Origin of the sequence: Haloterrigena salifodinae, from assembly GCF_003977755.1 — an archaeon.
GTDB classification, from domain to species: Archaea; Halobacteriota; Halobacteria; order Halobacteriales; family Natrialbaceae; genus Haloterrigena; species Haloterrigena salifodinae.
Window position 1 is genome coordinate 472,117 of sequence record NZ_RQWN01000002.1, and the last position, 15,530, is coordinate 487,646.

Below are 15,530 nucleotides of genomic sequence, written 5' to 3' on the forward strand. Positions count from 1 at the left end.
ATGAGTCGAAAACGGACCCGAACCGACCGCGACCGCCGCTCGAAGACGGTGTCGATCTCCCTGCGCGAGCGTGGCCAGACCACGCAGGACTTCGCCATCGGGATCGGCGTGTTCATCCTGGCTGTAGCCTTCGTCTTCTCGTTTCTCCCGTCGATCCTGACCCCGTTCGACTCGTCGGTTTCCGGCGGGCAGACGGCCCAGGCCGACCGCGTCGCCGACCGAGTCGTGCACAATCTGTCGACGGAGACGGGGCCGGAGACCGAACTCAACGGCAGCGCGTTCGAGGAGTTCGTCGACGATGACGAGGGACTGTCCGAACGGCTCGGCCTCAGGGAAGACGAAGCCCGCTACGATCGGATCGACGTTCGCCTCGAACCGCTCAACGAAAGCGAACCGCTCGGGGACGAGTGGACGGTCGGCGACGGCTACGAAAACCAGTCGGCGGCCAGTTCCGCGCGGATCGTGACGTTCGAAGCGGGCTCGTTCACCGGGGCTGCGCCGGAGTGCGATCCGGCCTGTCGACTCGTCGTGAGGATGTGGTGATACGATGCGAGACACACCCCACTCCGAAACCGACCGCGGACAGGCCTACACCCTCGAGGGATTCGTCTCGGCGATGATCGTCCTGATGGCGGTCCTGTTCGCGCTCCAGTCGGTCGTTATCACACCGACGACGGGCGGGCTCGCCGATCGGACGTCCCAGGCGCAACTCGAACAGGAGGCACAGGACGCGCTGGTGGTCGGCGCAACGACCAACGGGAGCGCGGAGAACGGAACCGGCGATCTATCGACGCTCGTTCGCTACTGGAACGACTCGACCGACGAGTTCCACAACGCGAGCGAGCAGAACGTCGAGTTCTACTACAACGCCTCGAACGACACGGAACTCTATCGGAAGTTCGCCCTCGGCGAGGTGCTCTCGGAGCGGTTCACCGAGCGCGGACTGAGCTATAACGTCGAACTCGTCTATCAGGATAAGAACGGCGAGTTCGACGAGGAGAACAGTACGTATCTCGTCTATCAGGGGCAATCGGAGGCGGTGACGGCGAGTTACACCGTGACGCTGCTCGAGTCGGACAATCTGACGGCTCCCGACGACGAGAACAGGGACATATCAGTTCGAAAGGCCCACCAAGATGGGAAGTACCCCATCCCGCCGGCGACCGGTGAAAACGAGTCTGAACTCTACAACGTCGTGGAGGTGCGCGTCGCAGTATGGTAACTGACAGAACTCGCAGCCGACGAAGCGGAACCGGTGATCGATCGGACGACCGACCTGACAGGGGACAGGTGATGCTCATCGGCGCGGTCGCGCTCGCGTTCATCGTGCTCGGCGTGGTCGTCGTCTTCAACGGCGTCCTCTACACCGAGACGCTGTCGTCGGGCGAGACGAGCCAGAGCGCGAGCAGTGCCGAGACGACCGAACTCGAGGTCCGACAGGGAGTCGGCTGTTTGATCGCGGAGTACGAAGGCGATCAAACGGGGAACAACCAACTGGTCGATGGCGGCGAGGTGCAACCGTCGCTAGTGGAATCGAATCTGGAGAACGATATCGAGAACTACTCGGTGCTGTATCGAAACGCAACGGCTCACTCGCAGCCGACCGTCGTGCACGCCGAAGCCAACGACGACCTAGCCGATAAAATCGACGTGGACGACAACGAGGTCGACATCGAGAACGTGACCGTCACGATCTCCGCCGACTCCACCGATCAGCGCTACGATCGGACGATAGACGTCAGCTCCGAGGGGTGTCCATCGTGATTCGCCGTCCCGACCACACGTCCGACCGCGGGATGTCGATCGCGCTCACCCACGTCCTCACGATCGGCATCACGACGATCCTCATCGCCATGCTGTTGATGGCCGGCAGCACGATGCTCGAGTCCGAGACCGAGCGGTCGACCGAAACCGCCCTCGAGACCGTCGGCGAACGGCTGGCGGGCGATATCGGCAACGTCGATCGAATGGCCAACGACAGTGACGACGTATCGATCGTCTCCGATCGGCCGAGAACGGTCTCGAACTCCGGATACACCGTCACGACGCTGTCACCCGGGGACTGCGGGGAACGGGCGCCACTGCTCGACGACTCGAACCAGTGTCTCGAGTTGGAGGCCTCGAGCGCCGACGTGACGGTTTACGTGCCGATCAAAGTCGACACCGGGATCGAAACCGGAACGTCCGTTGCGGGCGGCTCGCTTGAGATCACCTATACGGGTAGCAACATCGAGATTACGGAGGCGGACCGATGAGCGACCGACGAGCCGACTCGACGCTGCGAGTCGGACTCGGTGCCGACGATCGTGGCATCTCCGAAGTCGTCGCCTTCATTCTCACCTTCGCGATCATCCTCGGCTCGGTCGGCTTGCTATACACGACCGCGTTCGGGGCGATGATGGACTATCAGGAGAACGAGCAGGAGACCAACGCCGTGCGCGCGATGGATTCGTTGACGGACAACTTCAACGACGTACTTCGTTCGAACGGCGTCAACCAGCGCTACGGTGAACTCTCGCTACGAGACGGGCGGATCACGACCGGGAACGGCGGAACGGCACTCAACATTTCGATCAACGGTAGTGACCCGATCGGTACCGACGGGAGCGATCAGCGGTTCGCCGGCTACGGTGACGGCGTCACCGCTGAACTCGGCGAGTTCGCCTACGAGTCGGGCGACGGCACGGTTGCATATGAGGGAGGCGGTCTCGTCCGCGGGGACGAGACCGGAAGCGTCGTCCTCCGAGAACCGCAGCTGCGGTGCAATCCGGACCAGAATACGGCGATCATCTCGCTGGTCGCCGTCTCCGCCGAGGACCGTTCGGTACAAGCTAGCAGCGGGCTCGGCGTGGCGATGACCGTCGAAGATCGCAGCAGTAAGGTCTACACTGGCGTCGAGAACGTGACTATCGAGCGCGAAGACGACGGCGCGTACGAAAACGCGTGGAACGACATCCTTTCGGGATGGAGCGAGGACGACGGCGGCTGCGGTGACTTCGACGGCAACGACGGTCGCGTCGTCGTCACCATCGTCGAAGTCGACATCGACTACTGAGCGGGCGAACCCGACGGTTCGTTTTACTCCCAATCGCCGGTTAGCATCGCCCGAAACCCCGCTTGAGTGGCGAGCGCTTCGACGCGGTTGGCCCGTCGCTCGGCGTCACCGCCGGTCTCGAGGTAGAGTCCGTTCGAGAGCTGCTGGGGAGTGGTCATCGGGGTCCCGTCGGGATGAGTCGGGGACTCGTGGAGGACGGCTCGCGTATCGTCGCCCTCGTCGGGACTCCAGGGCACCGAGAGCCCGGAGAGACCGCGCTCGAAGAGGTACTCCGCGGCGGCGACCAGCGCCCGATCAGATCTGGAGTGGCCGATCGCGCCGATCGAGCCCCGCTCGTTGAAGAAGCGAACGATATACTCGCCCGCGTCGGCATCGGCGTCGCTTCGTTCGGGTCTCGAGGCACTCGCGCGGGCGGCATCGTCGCCGCCCCCGTCCGGTTGTGACTCGTCCCCGTCTGCAGCGTCTGCGTCGGCGTCGGTCTCGCATTCCTCGGTCGCGCTCGTCTCGTCCGTCGAGGAGTCCGGGTCGCCGGTCGAAGGGTGGTTCGGTCGACTCTCATCCGTCGACATCGACTGTCGAGTCGCTTCGCTCTCATCGCTCGAGGAACCGGGTTCGGAGAACTCGAACGACACGTCGGCGTCGGCGGCCTCCAGATCGCCGGCTACGGGTCGCTGTCCGTCGTCGCTGAAGGCGGCGACGAGTCGATCGACGAACCGGCCGGCCGCGGAGTCGAACTCCGTGCGGTAGGCGTCGCCCTGATCGGTTACGGCCGTCAGTTCGTCGACGATCGACGCGACGATCTCGTCGCGTGCGACGGCGAGTTGGCGGGCGACGAACGGCCGGGAGTGGCGCTCGAGTCGCTGGCCGATAGTCTCGCGCGTGTAGTGGGCGAGCGCCGACTCGTGGTCGGGTAACGTGGCGAGCCGACAGGCCAGCCGATCGGCGTCGGTTGTTCCGGCCAGCAGGAGGAAGTCGCGGCCGTCGGTGTAGATCACGCGGTCGATCCCCGTCCACGCCATCGTCTCGAGGAGGGACACGGCGCGGTCTCGGTCCAGCGACTCCCCGTAAGGTTCGACGGCGACCAACAGTGCGGGGACCCCGCCGACGGCGGTGACGTACTCGAGTCGGGTACCGTCGACAGTCGTCTCGCTCAGACAGGTATCAGCGCGGACGTCCCAGCCCAGCGTTTCGAGAAGGGGATCGACGAGCCAAGTACGCGTTTCCCGGCGCGTCGCGGGCGGCGCGGACTCGACGAGCGCTCGAGAGCGACCGACGAACGCGTCGAGATCGAATGCACTCATCTCGACTCCGTTTTCGCGGTCCCGATACGTAAGCGTCGCTATGTGTTACAGAAGACGGATTGCGAACCGTACCGCGGTTACCGGCCGTGGTCTACTTCGACGGTGTCCGTTCGCCGGTCAACGAGGCCGTTTCCAGTGTGTCTCGGTGGTAGATGCGAAGCCGAGCGTCGCGGACGGTGAACGCGGATTTGAGGTTCGGGGGGATCGTCTCGGCCTTCCCGATAACGAGATACCCCTGTTGCCGAAGCGACTGGGCGATCGTCGCCAACATCGACTGCTTGTACTCGTTGTCGATGTAGATAAACAGGTTCCGACAGATGACCAGATCGAATCCGGTCTTGGGGTCGTCGTTGATCAGGTCGTGGCACGCGAACGTGACGTTCCGTTTGACGGCGGGATCGATCCGGAAGGTCCGGTCGTCGCACTCGACGTACGCGTCGTAGTCGTTGAGGAAGTCGAGCTGGTCGGCGAAGTCGACGGTCCGGGATTCCTCGTAGACGCCCGACCGGGCCGTCTCGAGCGCGGGTTCGCTGATGTCGGTGCCGAGAATCGAGACCGACGATTCGTCGATCTCGGGGTCGTCGTGGGCGAGCATCGACACGGAGTAGGGTTCCCGCCCGTCGGCGCAGGCGGCGCTCCAGACGCGGACGGTCTCGTTGGTCGCGGTCAGCCGTTGCAGGACCTCTCGGATCCCGTCCCAGACGTCGGGATTGCGGAAGAACCCGGTGACGTTGATGCTCATCGCCTCGAGCAGCGCGGTCTGTTCCTCAGGATCGTCCCGGAGCGTCTCGAGGTACGTGGCGTACGTCTCGGACTGGGTCCGGCGCATTCGCGAGGAGACGCGCCGATCGAGGTAGCTGTCGTTGTAGTGGCTCGTCGCGAAGGCAAGTTCGTCCTCGACGAACTCGAGGAGTTCGTCGAACGCCGCGTCGCTCATAGCTCCACCCGTCCGTTCTCGGCGCTTTCGTCGGCCGTTTTGACGAGGAGCGTCCCCGTTCCGGGCGTGAACTCGACGGTCCGGCCGTACTCGCCACCGACGTCCTCGGCGATCAGGGGAACGCCGAGCTTTTCGAGTTCTTCCTTGGCGGCGGCGATGTTGCGCTGGCCGACGCCGTCGCCGAAGCTCTCGAATTCGAACATGTCGCTGCCGCCGGCAATCTTGGCCTTGACGGTGGTGTAGCTGGCTCCCTGCTCGACCATCCGTCGCAACAGCGCCCGGATCGCGGTGTCGGCGTACTTGCCGGGTTTTCGGTCACTGTTGTCGGCGGTGTCGCCGTCGGGGAGCATAACGTGGGCCAGTCCGCCGATATCGCTGTCGGGGTCGTAGAGGGTGATCGCGAGACACGAGCCCAGCCCGTAGGATTTGAGCGTATCGTCGCCGTCGCTGACGACCAGTTCGGAGATTCCGACCTGGACCGGCGTCGGCGCGCCCGGTTCGGTTCCGTACGTCTTCATGAGTTGTTGACTTCCTGGAACTCGGCCGTCGTCGGCGTCTCTTCGATCCGATCGACGTCGAGGTTGTTCAGCGCCCGCTCGAGGTCGGCTTCGTCCGGGATCGCGTACACCTCGCAGTCGAACTCCCGGCCGTCGGCGACGACGACCGTGTCGAAGACGAACGCGAACTCCTGGTTCTCTCCGAGCTGGATGATCACGGGGTCGACGGCGGCGGCGCCCATATCGTGGATGAACTCCGGTGTCGAGTGGTCGATCGTCGTGTCGAGGACGTTCGCCCAGCCGTCGAGGAAGCCGCTGGCCATGATGTTGCCCAGTTCCTTGATCGCGCTGGTGCCCATCTCACCAAACCCGTCCTCGTCGACCTCCATCGGAACCATCGCGTCGACGATCTCGTGGGCCGACTCCTCGTCGAACAGGAAGAGCAGATAGCCGCTGGGCATGCCGTCGAACTCGAAGGCGACGCCGACGAGTTTCTGGTCGGCCACCTGCTCGGGGATCGCCTCGAGCGAGACGAAGTTCAGCCGCCGGATCTCGACGCTGGTGTCGATGCCGGTCAGCGTCGTCGCCGTCTTGGCGACCTCCTCGGCGCCGCGTTCGGCCATGCGGTCGAAGCCGTCGAGTTTGTCGTACTCGATACCGCCGCTGGTCCGCAGGCGGTCGAGCAGCGCCGACATCGACTCCCGTTTCGGGAAGAGGTAGTGGCTGAAGCCAACTTCGGTGCCGACGGTCTCGATCTGGCTCTGGAAGAGCAAGGCGAGGTCGTCGTCGTCGGGCGCCTCGCTGACGTCGCCGAAGAAGGGTTCCGCCGTCGCCCCCTGGACGAACTCGGGCGTCGAGACGTCGATGACGGTCTCTAAGACGTCGGCCCAGCCGTCGATGAACCCGCTGTTCATGATGTGGCCCACCTCGGTCGCGGCGCTGCGCGTCATTTCGTCGAACTCGCCGTCGACGTCGATTTCGGCCTCGTCGGATTCGGCGAGCAGCGTCTCGACGATCCGGAACGCGTTCTCGCGTTCGAAGACGATCATCGAGTAGCCCTCGATGGCGCCGGTGAGCTTGACTCGCACGCCGACTTTCTCCGTCGAATCCTCGAAATCCCGCTGGATCTCGCGGCCGCGCATGAAGTTGAGTTTCGTGACGCCGACCTGCGTTTCGACCCCGGTCATGTGGGTCAGTCGCCCCGCGGCCAGTCCGGCGCCCTCTCGGGCCATTCGGTAGAAGGTTCCGAGTGCGTTGACGTCGAGTTTCATGCGTGCTGGACTTCGATGCCGTTGACCATCTCGACGAACTCCTCCAAGTCGGGGAAGGCGTAGATTTCGGCTTCGATCTGGTAGCTCGGAACGGTCAGATCCGAGTCGAAGAACAGCGCGAGATCGTCGCCGCCGAGCCCGGCGGTTCGGGTGACGATATCGCCCGTCGGCGCGTAGACGAGCTGCGGCGCGGCGATGTCGATCGCGCGTCCGAGCACGTCGGCCCAGCCGTCGATGAAGCCACTCGCCATCATGTTGCCCATCTCCTCGACGGCGCTTCTGGCCATCTTGCCCGAGACGTCCGACATGTCGTCGACGACATCTCGGAGCATGATCGCCGTGATCTTCTTGGCGCTGGCCTCGGGGAAGAGGATGAGGATGTGGCCGTGTGGCGGATCGAGCAGCCGGACGCGGACGCCGACTCGCTTGCCCGAGTCCAGCTGGGACTCGATGTCGTCGACGTCGATGAAGTTCGTCTTCGTCACCTCCATCTGTGCGTCCTCGCCGGTAAGCTTGCTCATGTTGTCGGCGACGCCGTTCGTCCCGACCTTCGCCATTTCGTTGATGAAACTCAGCTTTCGAATATCGACCATTAGCGTCATGGGTTCCTCCGTGGGTGTGGGTAGTCGTTCGTTGTCATAGTGTTGTTACGTCTAGTATGTTGACCACTTCCCCCCGTCCTCGCACCGTCGCTCCGCTGAGTCCAGGAATATCGCTCATGAAGCCTTCGAAGGGCTTGACGACGACTTCCTGTTGGCCGTACACGTGGTCACAGTGAAGGGCAACCGACCGGACGTCGTCGCGGATCCGCACGACCATCCCGTCGCCGTTGGCGCTCGCTCGCGGCGTCTCGAGGACGTCGTCGAGTTCGATGACGGAGTAGGTGTCGTCGCCGTCGGTGAGGACCCGCTGTCCGTCGACGGTCTCGAGGGTGGCGGCCGATTCGATGTCCTGGACGGCCTTCGTCGGCACCCCGAACTCCTCACCACCGCACTCAACGAACAGGATGTCGTCGATGGCGACCGACACCGGAAGCGTCATCGTCACGGTCGTCCCCTCGCCGGCCTCGCTGTCGATCGCGACCGTGCCGTCGAGGTCCTCGATCGTCCGCTTGACAACGTCCATGCCGACGCCGCGGCCGCTGACGTCGGTCACCTCGTCCGCTGTCGAGAGCCCGGGGTGGAAGATGAGGTCGTACGCCTCGTCGTCGGACATGTCAGCGACCTCGTCCTCGGAGCGGACGCCGGCCTCGACGGCTTCGTCGCGAAGCCGGTCCGGATCGAGGCCGCTCCCGTCGTCCTCGACGGTGATCCGCACCTGGTCTCGAGACCGGTCGGCGTGGACCTCGACGGATCCCTCGCGCGGTTTATCGGCCGCTTCGCGCTCCTCGGGCGGTTCGATCCCGTGGTCGACGGCGTTGCGAACCAGGTGGATCAGCGGGTCGCCGATCCGGTCTAAGATACTGCGGTCGAGTTCGACGTCCTCGCCGGTCATCTCGAAGGCGACCTCCTTGTCCTGATCGCGCGCGATGTCGCGGACGACCCGCGGCAGTCGGCTCGCGACCGTCTGCAAGGGGACCAGTCGGATGTCCATCACCGTCTCCTGGAGGTCCGTCGTCAGGTCCTCCAGGTCGTCGAGTTCCGTCTCGAGCGCGTCGGTCGCCTCGCTTTCGGTCGCGGTGTGGCGGAGCCGAACGCGGCTCGTGACCAGCCCCTCGACGAGGGTCAGCAGCGAGTCGATCTGGTCGATGTCGACCCTGACCGACTGGATCTCGTCGGTTTGCTCGTCGGCGTCCGGGCGGTCCGTCGACTCCGGAACCGTCAGCCCGGGGTTCTCGAAGGTCGGTTCCTCGATCCGGTGGACGACCTCCGCTGCCGATTCGTCGCTGTCGTCGGCCCCGGCGTCATCGTCGAACGACGGCGTTTCCGCACTCGAGTCGGTCGCCGCCTCGCCGTCCTCGTCACCGAACGAATCGTCGAAGCCGTCGACGACTTCGTCGACCGACTCCGCGTCGGCGTCGGTCGCGGAGGTCACGTCGTCGAAATCGTCGTCCGGCGACTCGAACTCGGTGTCGAACGACTCGTCCGCAAAGGGATCGTCCGCCGCGAACGCGTCGTCTTCGCCGAAGGCATCGTCCGCCGCGTCGTCCGCGAACGGATCCTCGTCCGCGAACGGATCGTCCTCGTCAGCGGCGAACGGGTCGTCGCTCGAGTCGTCGGCCGACGCCGTCGAATCGAATTCGTCCTCGAAACTCGTCTCGAGATCGTCGTCGAACTCGCCCTCGGCGTCGTCCGCGGTCTGTCCGTCGCCGGCGGAGTCGGCCGTGACGGCGTCGTCGCCGAACGTCTCGTCGCGTTCGTCGGTCGCCGCCTCGGGTTCGGAGTCCGCCTCGACGGATTCGTCGTCCGTACCGTCGGTCTCGACGGCGGTATCGGGCGTCTCGAGGTCGGTCGACTCGGCATCTGACTCGTCCTCGAGCGCGTCGCCGTCGTCTCCCGGTTCCGACGCTGCTTCGATCGCGTCGTCCAACTCCGCCGTCGACGGATCGTCGACCGCGGGTTCGTCCTCGTCCAGCAGTGTCGCGTCTCCGTCCTCGCCGTCAAAATCGGTTTCCGCAGCCGTCGAGGACTCGAGACCGTCGTCTGCATCGGTCCGTGTCTCTGTTTCGACTGCGGGCGACGCCGAGTCGGTGGCCGACTCTGCTTCGGCAGCCGGCTCCGGGTCTGCAGCAACCGACTCCGCTTCGACGGCCGGTTCTGAGTCTGCAGCCGACTTTGATTCGGTCGCCGACTCCGGTTCTGCGTCCGGATCCGCTTCGGCGACCGCTTCGACGTCATCGTCCGTCGACAGCTCGTCGACGATGTCCTCGTCGTCCTCGAGCACGGGCTCGGACTCTACGGCGGCGTCCGGTTCCGACTCGGCTGTCGCCTCGGCGGATTCCGGTTCGGGTTCGGGTTCGAACGGTTCGACCGCCGTGCCTTCCTCGTCGGTCGACGCGGTGGCGGTCTCTTCGTCGCCTGCAAACAGGTCGTCGAAGTCGTCGTCCGTTGCCGCGTCGGCGGGTTCGTCCGTCGTTGCAGCGGCAGTATCATCCGTCGCTGCGTCGGCGGACGCTTCGTCGTCGCCTGTAAACAGGTCCTCGAGTTCGTCGTCTGTCGCCGCGTCGGCGGACGCTTCGTCGCCGCCGGCCAGCAACTCGTCGAGCTCGTCGTCCGATACGGCGTCGGCCGCCGCCGGTTCGTTGGCGTCGCCGGCGTCGACCAGAAGGTCGTTGACGTCGTCCTCGGTCGGTTCCGGCCCCGCGAGGAACGCGTCGTCGGCGTCGGCGTCCTCGCCGAGGAGTTCGTCCATATCGACCTCGTCGTCGCTGTCGAACTCGTCGAACTCGAGTTCCTCGAGTTCGTCCTGCAACTCGTCGAAGCCGACCATCTCGACCTCGTCTTTGAGTTCGTTGAAGACGGCGTTGGCGTCGTCAACGTCGTCCGCTTCGGCGTTGGCCGACGCGTCGTCGGCCGCCTGCTCGCTCGCGTCGTCCTCGATCGGATCGACCGCCGGTTCCCCGAGTTCGCCGTCGACTTCGAGGTCGTCCTCGTCGAGGAGGTCGTCGAACGAACCGGCCTCGCCCATCTCCTCGAAGGCCTCGAGTTCGTCGTCGTCGACGTCGTCGACCATCTCGTCTAAGTTGTCGAACTCATCGAACTCGTCGAGCAGGTCGTCGACCTCGAGGTCCGCGGCGTCTTCCGTGGAGATCCCGTTGCCCGGCTCGGTCGCCGCGTCCGACCCGTCGGAACGGGCGTCGAACTGGTCGCTGATGTCGACGAGTTCGAAGTCGGCGACCTCCTCGACCGGCTCAAGACCGGACGTGATCGCGGATTTTCCGACCGCGCTGCCGAAGACGGCGTCGAACGTGCCGTCGTACTCGCCGGCCTCGATCTCGTCTCGGGGCGGCTGGGTCCCGATCAGAGCGAACGCGTCGATCAACGCGTCGACGACGAGTTTGCCGCTGTTGACGCCGTCTCGCTCGGCGATCGCGAGCCGCACCAGATAGGCGCGGTGTTCGTCGTCGGTCGGCGGATCGAACCGCTCGGTGACGGCGTCGATCTCGTCGGTCGAGGGCGTCGCGATCGCGGCGGGCCCGTCGGTGGCCTCGAGTTGGTCCCGAAGGGCCGCAATCGTCGCCGACGGGTCGGTCTCGATCTCGCCGCCGGCCGCGACCTCGTCGATCATCGTCTCGAGTTCGTCGACCGCGTCGAAGACGACGTCCATCAGTTCGGGCGTCACTTCGAGGCCGCCCTGCCGGACGGCGTCGAGCAGATCCTCGATCGCGTGGGCGAGATCGCTCGCCGGCTCGAGTCCCATCGCGCCACAGTTGCCCTTGAGCGTGTGTGCGACCCGGAAGATGTTCTCCATCGCCTCGTCGTCGGTCGGATCGCGCTCGAGCGTGAGCAACGCGTTGTTCAGTTCCGTAATTCGTTCTTCGCTCTCCTGAACGAAGTCGGTTAGATAGTCAGTCATCGGTCTCACCGTCCGTATCGAACGCGTCGACGATCGCCGCAACGAGTTCGGGGGCGGGCGCGATGTCGTCGACACAGCCCGTTTGAATCGCCTGACAGGGGATGCCAAAGACCGGACTCGTCGCTTCGTCCTGTGCGATGGTTCGTCCGCCCGCGGCGTGGATCGCTTCGATTCCGTCCGCCCCGTCCCGCCCCATCCCGGTCAGCACGACGCCACAGAGCGGGTCGTCGACCCGCTCAGCGGCGGTCCGCATCGTCACGTCGATCGCCGGACGCACGCCGTGAAGCCGCTCGCCGTCGTCGAGTCGGACGCGAAGGCGCCCGTTGACGTTGCTGAGGGCCTCAAGGTGGGCGTCGCCGGGGGCGATCACCGCCTCGCCGGGATGGATCGATTCGCCGTCGGTTGCCTCGCGGACGTCGTACTCGCTGCGCGTATCGAGGCGGTCGGCGAAGCGCTCGGTGAAGCCAGCGGGCATGTGCTGGACGACGAGAACCTTCGCGTCGAGCTCGATCGGCAGCCGTTCGAACAGTCGTTCGACGATCTTCGGACCGCCGGTCGAGGCGCCGAGGACGACGACCGGATCGGCCGCGTACTCGCCCTCGAGATCGACCGGCGGGAAGTCGCCGATCTCGGTTCCGGCGGCGGCGCGGGGCCCGACCGCCGGACCGTCCGGCGATGCCTGAGGACCGCCACCGGAACCGACCTGTGCATCGTTTCCGGAGCCGGCGACGGCCCGGCCGGCGGCTGCCTCCTGGTTGGATCGCGTCGCGTAAGCGGAGGCGGACGCGCGAGCGAGAGCGATCGACGAGACGTTCGCGTCGGCGAGTTCGTCGACCTTCGCGACGACGTCGTCGGTCAGGTCGGTGACCGTTCGCTCGTCGGCTCCGTCGGGTTTGTGAAGGAAGTCGACGGCACCACGCTCGAGCGCGTCGAGCGTGGCTTCCGTGCCCTCCTCAGTGTGAACGCTGAGCATGAGAATCAGCGTCGGATTCGTCGCCATGATTCGCTCGACGGCGTCGATACCGCCGAGTTCGGGCATTTCGACGTCCATCGTGACGACGTCCGGGTCGTACGCCGCCACCGCTTCGATCGCTTCCGAACCGTTCGTGGCCGTCTCGACCTCGTAGCCAGCCCCGGTAAGCGCGTTGCCGATGACTGTCCGCATAAACCCCGAGTCGTCGACAACGAGTACTCTCGTCATGCCGCAGCGACGTCTGTGAGGGCCTTTCTGACGCTGGGTTCTTCGAACGGTTTCGTGACGTAGCCGTCCGCACCAGCCTTCACGGCGAGTTTCATTTTCTCACGTTGCCCGACACTCGTACACATGATAACGCGGGCGTCCGGATCGATCTTCTTGATCGCCGCGGTCGCCTTGATGCCGTTGCATTTGGGCATCACAATGTCCATCATGACGATATCGGGGTCGTGTTCTTTGTACAGTTTGACTGCTTCGGCGCCGTTGGACGCCTCTCCGAGAATGCGGTAATCCTGTTCCAAGATCTGGCGCAGTAAGTTCCGCATAAAATGAGAGTCGTCCACGATGAGCACCCCTGTCGACATTCAGTAGTACACCAACCGCTGATAACAATACAACTACCATAAATGCTGTCTCTCGATTATCAGTCATGATAAGTGACGTATACGGGACGGAGACATCATCCAGAATGCGACATCGTCGACCCCGTAACCGGCGGCTCCGTCGCCCTATTCTCCCTGTCCGGACGCCAACAGGAGACGTTCGATATCTACCACGGGTGTCGCCTCGATGACGACCTCCCGAGTCGATCCCGCGTCCGCCGTTCGGTCGTCCCCCTCGTCGGCGTCGTCCGGCGCTCCCGCGTCCGCGGACTCGAGTTCGAACGGGTTCCCAACCGCGTCGTCTGCCCCGTCCGAACCCGACCGCTGCACGGCTGACAGCGCACTCCCGTCGGCGCCGCGGTCGGCATCGACTGCGCTCGCGCTCCGCTGGGAACCGCGACCGGCCCTCCCGCCCGCGAGTTCGCGCTCCGTTTCGAAGAGCGCGACGACGAGCGGATGGTCGAGCGCATCGCCGGAGAGCCGGCTCTCCTCGACGGTCGTTTCGTCGACGATATCGTCCTCGGGAACCGTCTCCACGCCGATCACGTCGTCGACGTGGATCGCGGCTGACTGCTGGTCGGACGGTCGGTCGAGCACGAGCAACCGTTCGCGCCCCGCGGTGGCCTCGCGCTCGACGGTCGGGAAGTGAACGCCCGGATCGACCATGGCCGTGATATCCCCGCGCAGGTCCACCATCCCCTCGATCGCCGGTGGCGCCCGCGGAACGCGGGTAACGTCGTCGGGGACCTCTGCGAGCGTGCGCACGGTCGCGACCGGCATCGCAAACCGGTGGTCGCCCAGTCCGAAGACGACGAACTGTTCGAGTTCCGCCCGCGGTTCGTCCGTCTCGCTACCGTCGCGTTGCCGTCGCTCGTCGGCGTCGTCGATATCGATTCCGAGAAGCTTCTCGGAGAGATCCGGGGTCATGTTCTTGCTCGAGCATCACATTCCAACACTAAAACGTTGACTCCCGCCGCCGGAAATCGCCGCCGCCGACGCGGATCCGCCGTCCGCCGTTTGTTGTTCGAATTCCGATCGAAATCCTTATATTTACACAGTTAAATTTCGCAGCAGTATGGCATCGTCCGTAAACCGGGACTGCGACGACGATCGGGTCTCCGTGCTGACGTTTACTCTCGAGAGAGACCGGTACTGCGTCCGGGCCGCCTCGGTCGACTCCGTTCTCGGCGTCGGCGACGACCAGTCCGTCGCGACGGCCGACGACCCGTGGAACGCCGGGACCGTCTCCGTCGCCGGCGACCGCATTCGGGTCGTCGACCTCCCCCGAGCGTTCAGTTCGTCGGTCCGGACGATAAACCGGATCGAGACGCCGAAACTGCTCGTCTTTCGGCTGACCGACGCCGACGACGCGTACGTCGGCTGGCTCGTCGACGACGTCGACGTCACGCGAACCGTGCGGACGAGCGACCTCGAGCCGACGCCGACCAGCGCTCGGATCGCCCACGTCAAGGGCCGACTCGAAATCGACGGCGACGAAGTGCTCTGGCTCGATGAACGGGCGATTCACGGCTGACGATTCGTCTCGATCGGTCGCGAAAATCGACGCGCCGATAGCACGGAGTCCTTGAGCCGGGTTAGCCCATTCCCGGCGGCGGACCGTCGTTCGAATCGTCGTCGATATCGACGTTCAGGCCCATCTCCTCGCGTTCTTTGCGGAGTCGCTTGACCTCCCGGTAGTAGTACGCGATGCCGGCGCCCCCGATGAGCGCGACGGTGCCGATCAGTCCGATGAACAGGGGGATGTCGCGGCTGAGGTAGTAGCGGACCGAGATTTCGTTCTCGACTTCCTCCCAGTAGAGGCGTTCCTCGTCGTCGACGATCTCTCGCTCGTAGCCGCTCGGGCTGACGTCGCCGAAGATGAAGTTCGTCGTCCGGTGACCCTCGGGGAGCCGGACCTCGTGGGAGCCCTCGACGTACGCCGGCAGGCTAAACGTCTTCCGGCCCGCCTCGCCTGAAAACGCGAGCGTCCCGTTCTTGTCGGGGACGCGAATCTCGGTGCTCGAGCGGCTCTGCTCGATGTCCAGTTCCGACCCCGTCACCTCGGTTCCGTTGGGGTACCAGTAGCGGACGCTGTGGATGTCGAGCGCCTGCTCGCTGAAGAGAGCCGACTGGGAGAGCGAGAGCTCCTCCGTCCCGTCGAGGTCGTACACGGCGCGGAATTCGCCGCTGTTGAGCATGTTGCCGCCCTCGACGTCGATGGTGACGTCGGCGTCGGACGCGTTGCCTCGCAGGTCGTCGTACTTCTGATCCCGATCGAGCTGCTCGTCGGAAATCCCGCCGAAGACGCCCGAACAGCCGGCCGTGGTAACGATCAAACCGACCGCGATCACCGCGAGAACGAGCCGTCGATTCATG

At 64.9% G+C, this 15,530-nt stretch carries 16 protein-coding genes; 6 read left to right on the forward strand and 10 right to left on the reverse strand.

Annotated elements, in window-relative coordinates; genetic code table 11:
* Genes EH209_RS11105 through EH209_RS11125 form a run of 5 tightly spaced genes read left to right on the forward strand, consistent with a single transcriptional unit; the run spans position 1 to position 3,055 of the window.
* Positions 1 to 543 carry a DUF7287 family protein gene (locus EH209_RS11105; protein WP_211338349.1) on the forward strand — a complete coding sequence of 181 codons (543 nt, stop codon included), beginning with the start codon at positions 1 to 3 and terminating at the stop codon, positions 541 to 543.
* A gap of 4 nt (positions 544 to 547) precedes the next feature.
* On the forward strand, positions 548 to 1,222 hold the full coding sequence (locus EH209_RS11110) for a DUF7288 family protein (RefSeq protein WP_126662968.1): 675 nt from the start codon (positions 548 to 550) through the stop codon (positions 1,220 to 1,222).
* Positions 1,216 to 1,764: a hypothetical protein gene (locus EH209_RS11115; protein ID WP_126662969.1), complete on the forward strand. Its 549-nt coding sequence runs from the start codon at positions 1,216 to 1,218 to the stop codon at positions 1,762 to 1,764. The genes EH209_RS11110 and EH209_RS11115 overlap by 7 nt, the downstream gene beginning before the upstream one ends.
* Complete coding sequence (locus tag EH209_RS11120; RefSeq protein WP_211338350.1) at positions 1,761 to 2,255, forward strand: DUF7266 family protein; 495 nt, start codon at positions 1,761 to 1,763, stop codon at positions 2,253 to 2,255. Before EH209_RS11115 ends, EH209_RS11120 begins: the two co-directional genes overlap by 4 nt.
* Positions 2,252 to 3,055, forward strand: a complete 804-nt coding sequence (locus EH209_RS11125) for a DUF7289 family protein (protein WP_126662970.1) — start codon at positions 2,252 to 2,254, stop codon at positions 3,053 to 3,055. Before EH209_RS11120 ends, EH209_RS11125 begins: the two co-directional genes overlap by 4 nt.
* 23 nt (positions 3,056 to 3,078) lie before the next feature.
* Here the strand turns inward: EH209_RS11125 and EH209_RS11130 are convergent, their stop codons facing one another.
* The 9 genes from EH209_RS11130 to EH209_RS11170 form a co-directional block, all read right to left on the reverse strand.
* Positions 3,079 to 4,356, reverse strand: coding sequence for a hypothetical protein (locus EH209_RS11130; protein ID WP_126662971.1), 1,278 nt, complete (start codon positions 4,354 to 4,356; stop codon positions 3,079 to 3,081).
* Positions 4,357 to 4,447: 91 nt separating this feature from the next.
* Positions 4,448 to 5,293 (reverse strand): CheR family methyltransferase, encoded by an 846-nt coding sequence (locus EH209_RS11135; protein WP_126662972.1) that lies wholly within the window; start codon positions 5,291 to 5,293, stop codon positions 4,448 to 4,450.
* Entirely contained in the window at positions 5,290 to 5,811 is a 522-nt protein-coding gene (locus tag EH209_RS11140; protein ID WP_126662973.1) for a chemotaxis protein CheD, read from the reverse strand. Before EH209_RS11140 ends, EH209_RS11135 begins: the two co-directional genes overlap by 4 nt.
* Positions 5,808 to 7,061 (reverse strand): chemotaxis protein CheC, encoded by a 1,254-nt coding sequence (locus EH209_RS11145; RefSeq protein ID WP_126662974.1) that lies wholly within the window; start codon positions 7,059 to 7,061, stop codon positions 5,808 to 5,810. The genes EH209_RS11140 and EH209_RS11145 overlap by 4 nt, the downstream gene beginning before the upstream one ends.
* The gene (locus EH209_RS11150; protein WP_012942163.1) at positions 7,058 to 7,663 is read right to left on the reverse strand and encodes a chemotaxis protein CheC; all 606 of its coding nucleotides are present in this window, start codon (positions 7,661 to 7,663) and stop codon (positions 7,058 to 7,060) included. Before EH209_RS11150 ends, EH209_RS11145 begins: the two co-directional genes overlap by 4 nt.
* 34 nt (positions 7,664 to 7,697) lie before the next feature.
* On the reverse strand, positions 7,698 to 11,576 hold the full coding sequence (locus EH209_RS11155; RefSeq protein WP_126662975.1) for an Hpt domain-containing protein: 3,879 nt from the start codon (positions 11,574 to 11,576) through the stop codon (positions 7,698 to 7,700).
* Positions 11,569 to 12,777 (reverse strand): chemotaxis-specific protein-glutamate methyltransferase CheB, encoded by a 1,209-nt coding sequence (gene cheB / locus EH209_RS11160; protein ID WP_126662976.1) that lies wholly within the window; start codon positions 12,775 to 12,777, stop codon positions 11,569 to 11,571. The genes EH209_RS11155 and cheB overlap by 8 nt, the downstream gene beginning before the upstream one ends.
* Positions 12,774 to 13,136, reverse strand: a complete 363-nt coding sequence (cheY, locus tag EH209_RS11165; protein WP_008896351.1) for a chemotaxis protein CheY — start codon at positions 13,134 to 13,136, stop codon at positions 12,774 to 12,776. Before cheY ends, cheB begins: the two co-directional genes overlap by 4 nt.
* Positions 13,137 to 13,280: 144 nt before the next feature.
* Positions 13,281 to 14,081: a chemotaxis protein CheW gene (locus EH209_RS11170; protein ID WP_126662977.1), complete on the reverse strand. Its 801-nt coding sequence runs from the start codon at positions 14,079 to 14,081 to the stop codon at positions 13,281 to 13,283.
* A gap of 148 nt (positions 14,082 to 14,229) precedes the next feature.
* Between EH209_RS11170 and EH209_RS11175 the strand changes: the two genes are divergently transcribed.
* On the forward strand, positions 14,230 to 14,688 hold the full coding sequence (locus EH209_RS11175) for a chemotaxis protein CheW (RefSeq protein WP_126662978.1): 459 nt from the start codon (positions 14,230 to 14,232) through the stop codon (positions 14,686 to 14,688).
* Between the two features lie 61 nt (positions 14,689 to 14,749).
* Here the strand turns inward: EH209_RS11175 and EH209_RS11180 are convergent, their stop codons facing one another.
* A complete protein-coding gene (locus EH209_RS11180) occupies positions 14,750 to 15,529 on the reverse strand; it encodes a DUF5803 family protein (RefSeq protein WP_126662979.1) in 780 nt (259 codons plus the stop codon).
* Position 15,530 lies beyond the last annotated feature (1 nt).

Excerpts from the sequence above, each read along its gene's own strand:
- EH209_RS11105 (WP_211338349.1), top strand. The coding sequence starts at position 1 with ATGAGTCGAAAACGGACCCGAACCGACCGCGACCGCCGCTCGAAGACG.
- EH209_RS11110 (WP_126662968.1), top strand. The coding sequence starts at position 548 with ATGCGAGACACACCCCACTCCGAAACCGACCGCGGACAGGCCTACACC.
- EH209_RS11115 (WP_126662969.1), top strand. The coding sequence starts at position 1,216 with ATGGTAACTGACAGAACTCGCAGCCGACGAAGCGGAACCGGTGATCGA.
- EH209_RS11125 (WP_126662970.1), top strand. The coding sequence starts at position 2,252 with ATGAGCGACCGACGAGCCGACTCGACGCTGCGAGTCGGACTCGGTGCC.
- EH209_RS11130 (WP_126662971.1), bottom strand. The coding sequence starts at position 4,356 with ATGAGTGCATTCGATCTCGACGCGTTCGTCGGTCGCTCTCGAGCGCTC.
- EH209_RS11135 (WP_126662972.1), bottom strand. The coding sequence starts at position 5,293 with ATGAGCGACGCGGCGTTCGACGAACTCCTCGAGTTCGTCGAGGACGAA.
- EH209_RS11140 (WP_126662973.1), bottom strand. The coding sequence starts at position 5,811 with ATGAAGACGTACGGAACCGAACCGGGCGCGCCGACGCCGGTCCAGGTC.
- EH209_RS11145 (WP_126662974.1), bottom strand. The coding sequence starts at position 7,061 with ATGAAACTCGACGTCAACGCACTCGGAACCTTCTACCGAATGGCCCGA.
- EH209_RS11150 (WP_012942163.1), bottom strand. The coding sequence starts at position 7,663 with ATGACGCTAATGGTCGATATTCGAAAGCTGAGTTTCATCAACGAAATG.
- EH209_RS11155 (WP_126662975.1), bottom strand. The coding sequence starts at position 11,576 with ATGACTGACTATCTAACCGACTTCGTTCAGGAGAGCGAAGAACGAATT.
- cheB (WP_126662976.1), bottom strand. The coding sequence starts at position 12,777 with ATGACGAGAGTACTCGTTGTCGACGACTCGGGGTTTATGCGGACAGTC.
- cheY (WP_008896351.1), bottom strand. The coding sequence starts at position 13,136 with ATGTCGACAGGGGTGCTCATCGTGGACGACTCTCATTTTATGCGGAAC.
- EH209_RS11170 (WP_126662977.1), bottom strand. The coding sequence starts at position 14,081 with ATGACCCCGGATCTCTCCGAGAAGCTTCTCGGAATCGATATCGACGAC.
- EH209_RS11175 (WP_126662978.1), top strand. The coding sequence starts at position 14,230 with ATGGCATCGTCCGTAAACCGGGACTGCGACGACGATCGGGTCTCCGTG.
- EH209_RS11180 (WP_126662979.1), bottom strand. The coding sequence starts at position 15,529 with ATGAATCGACGGCTCGTTCTCGCGGTGATCGCGGTCGGTTTGATCGTT.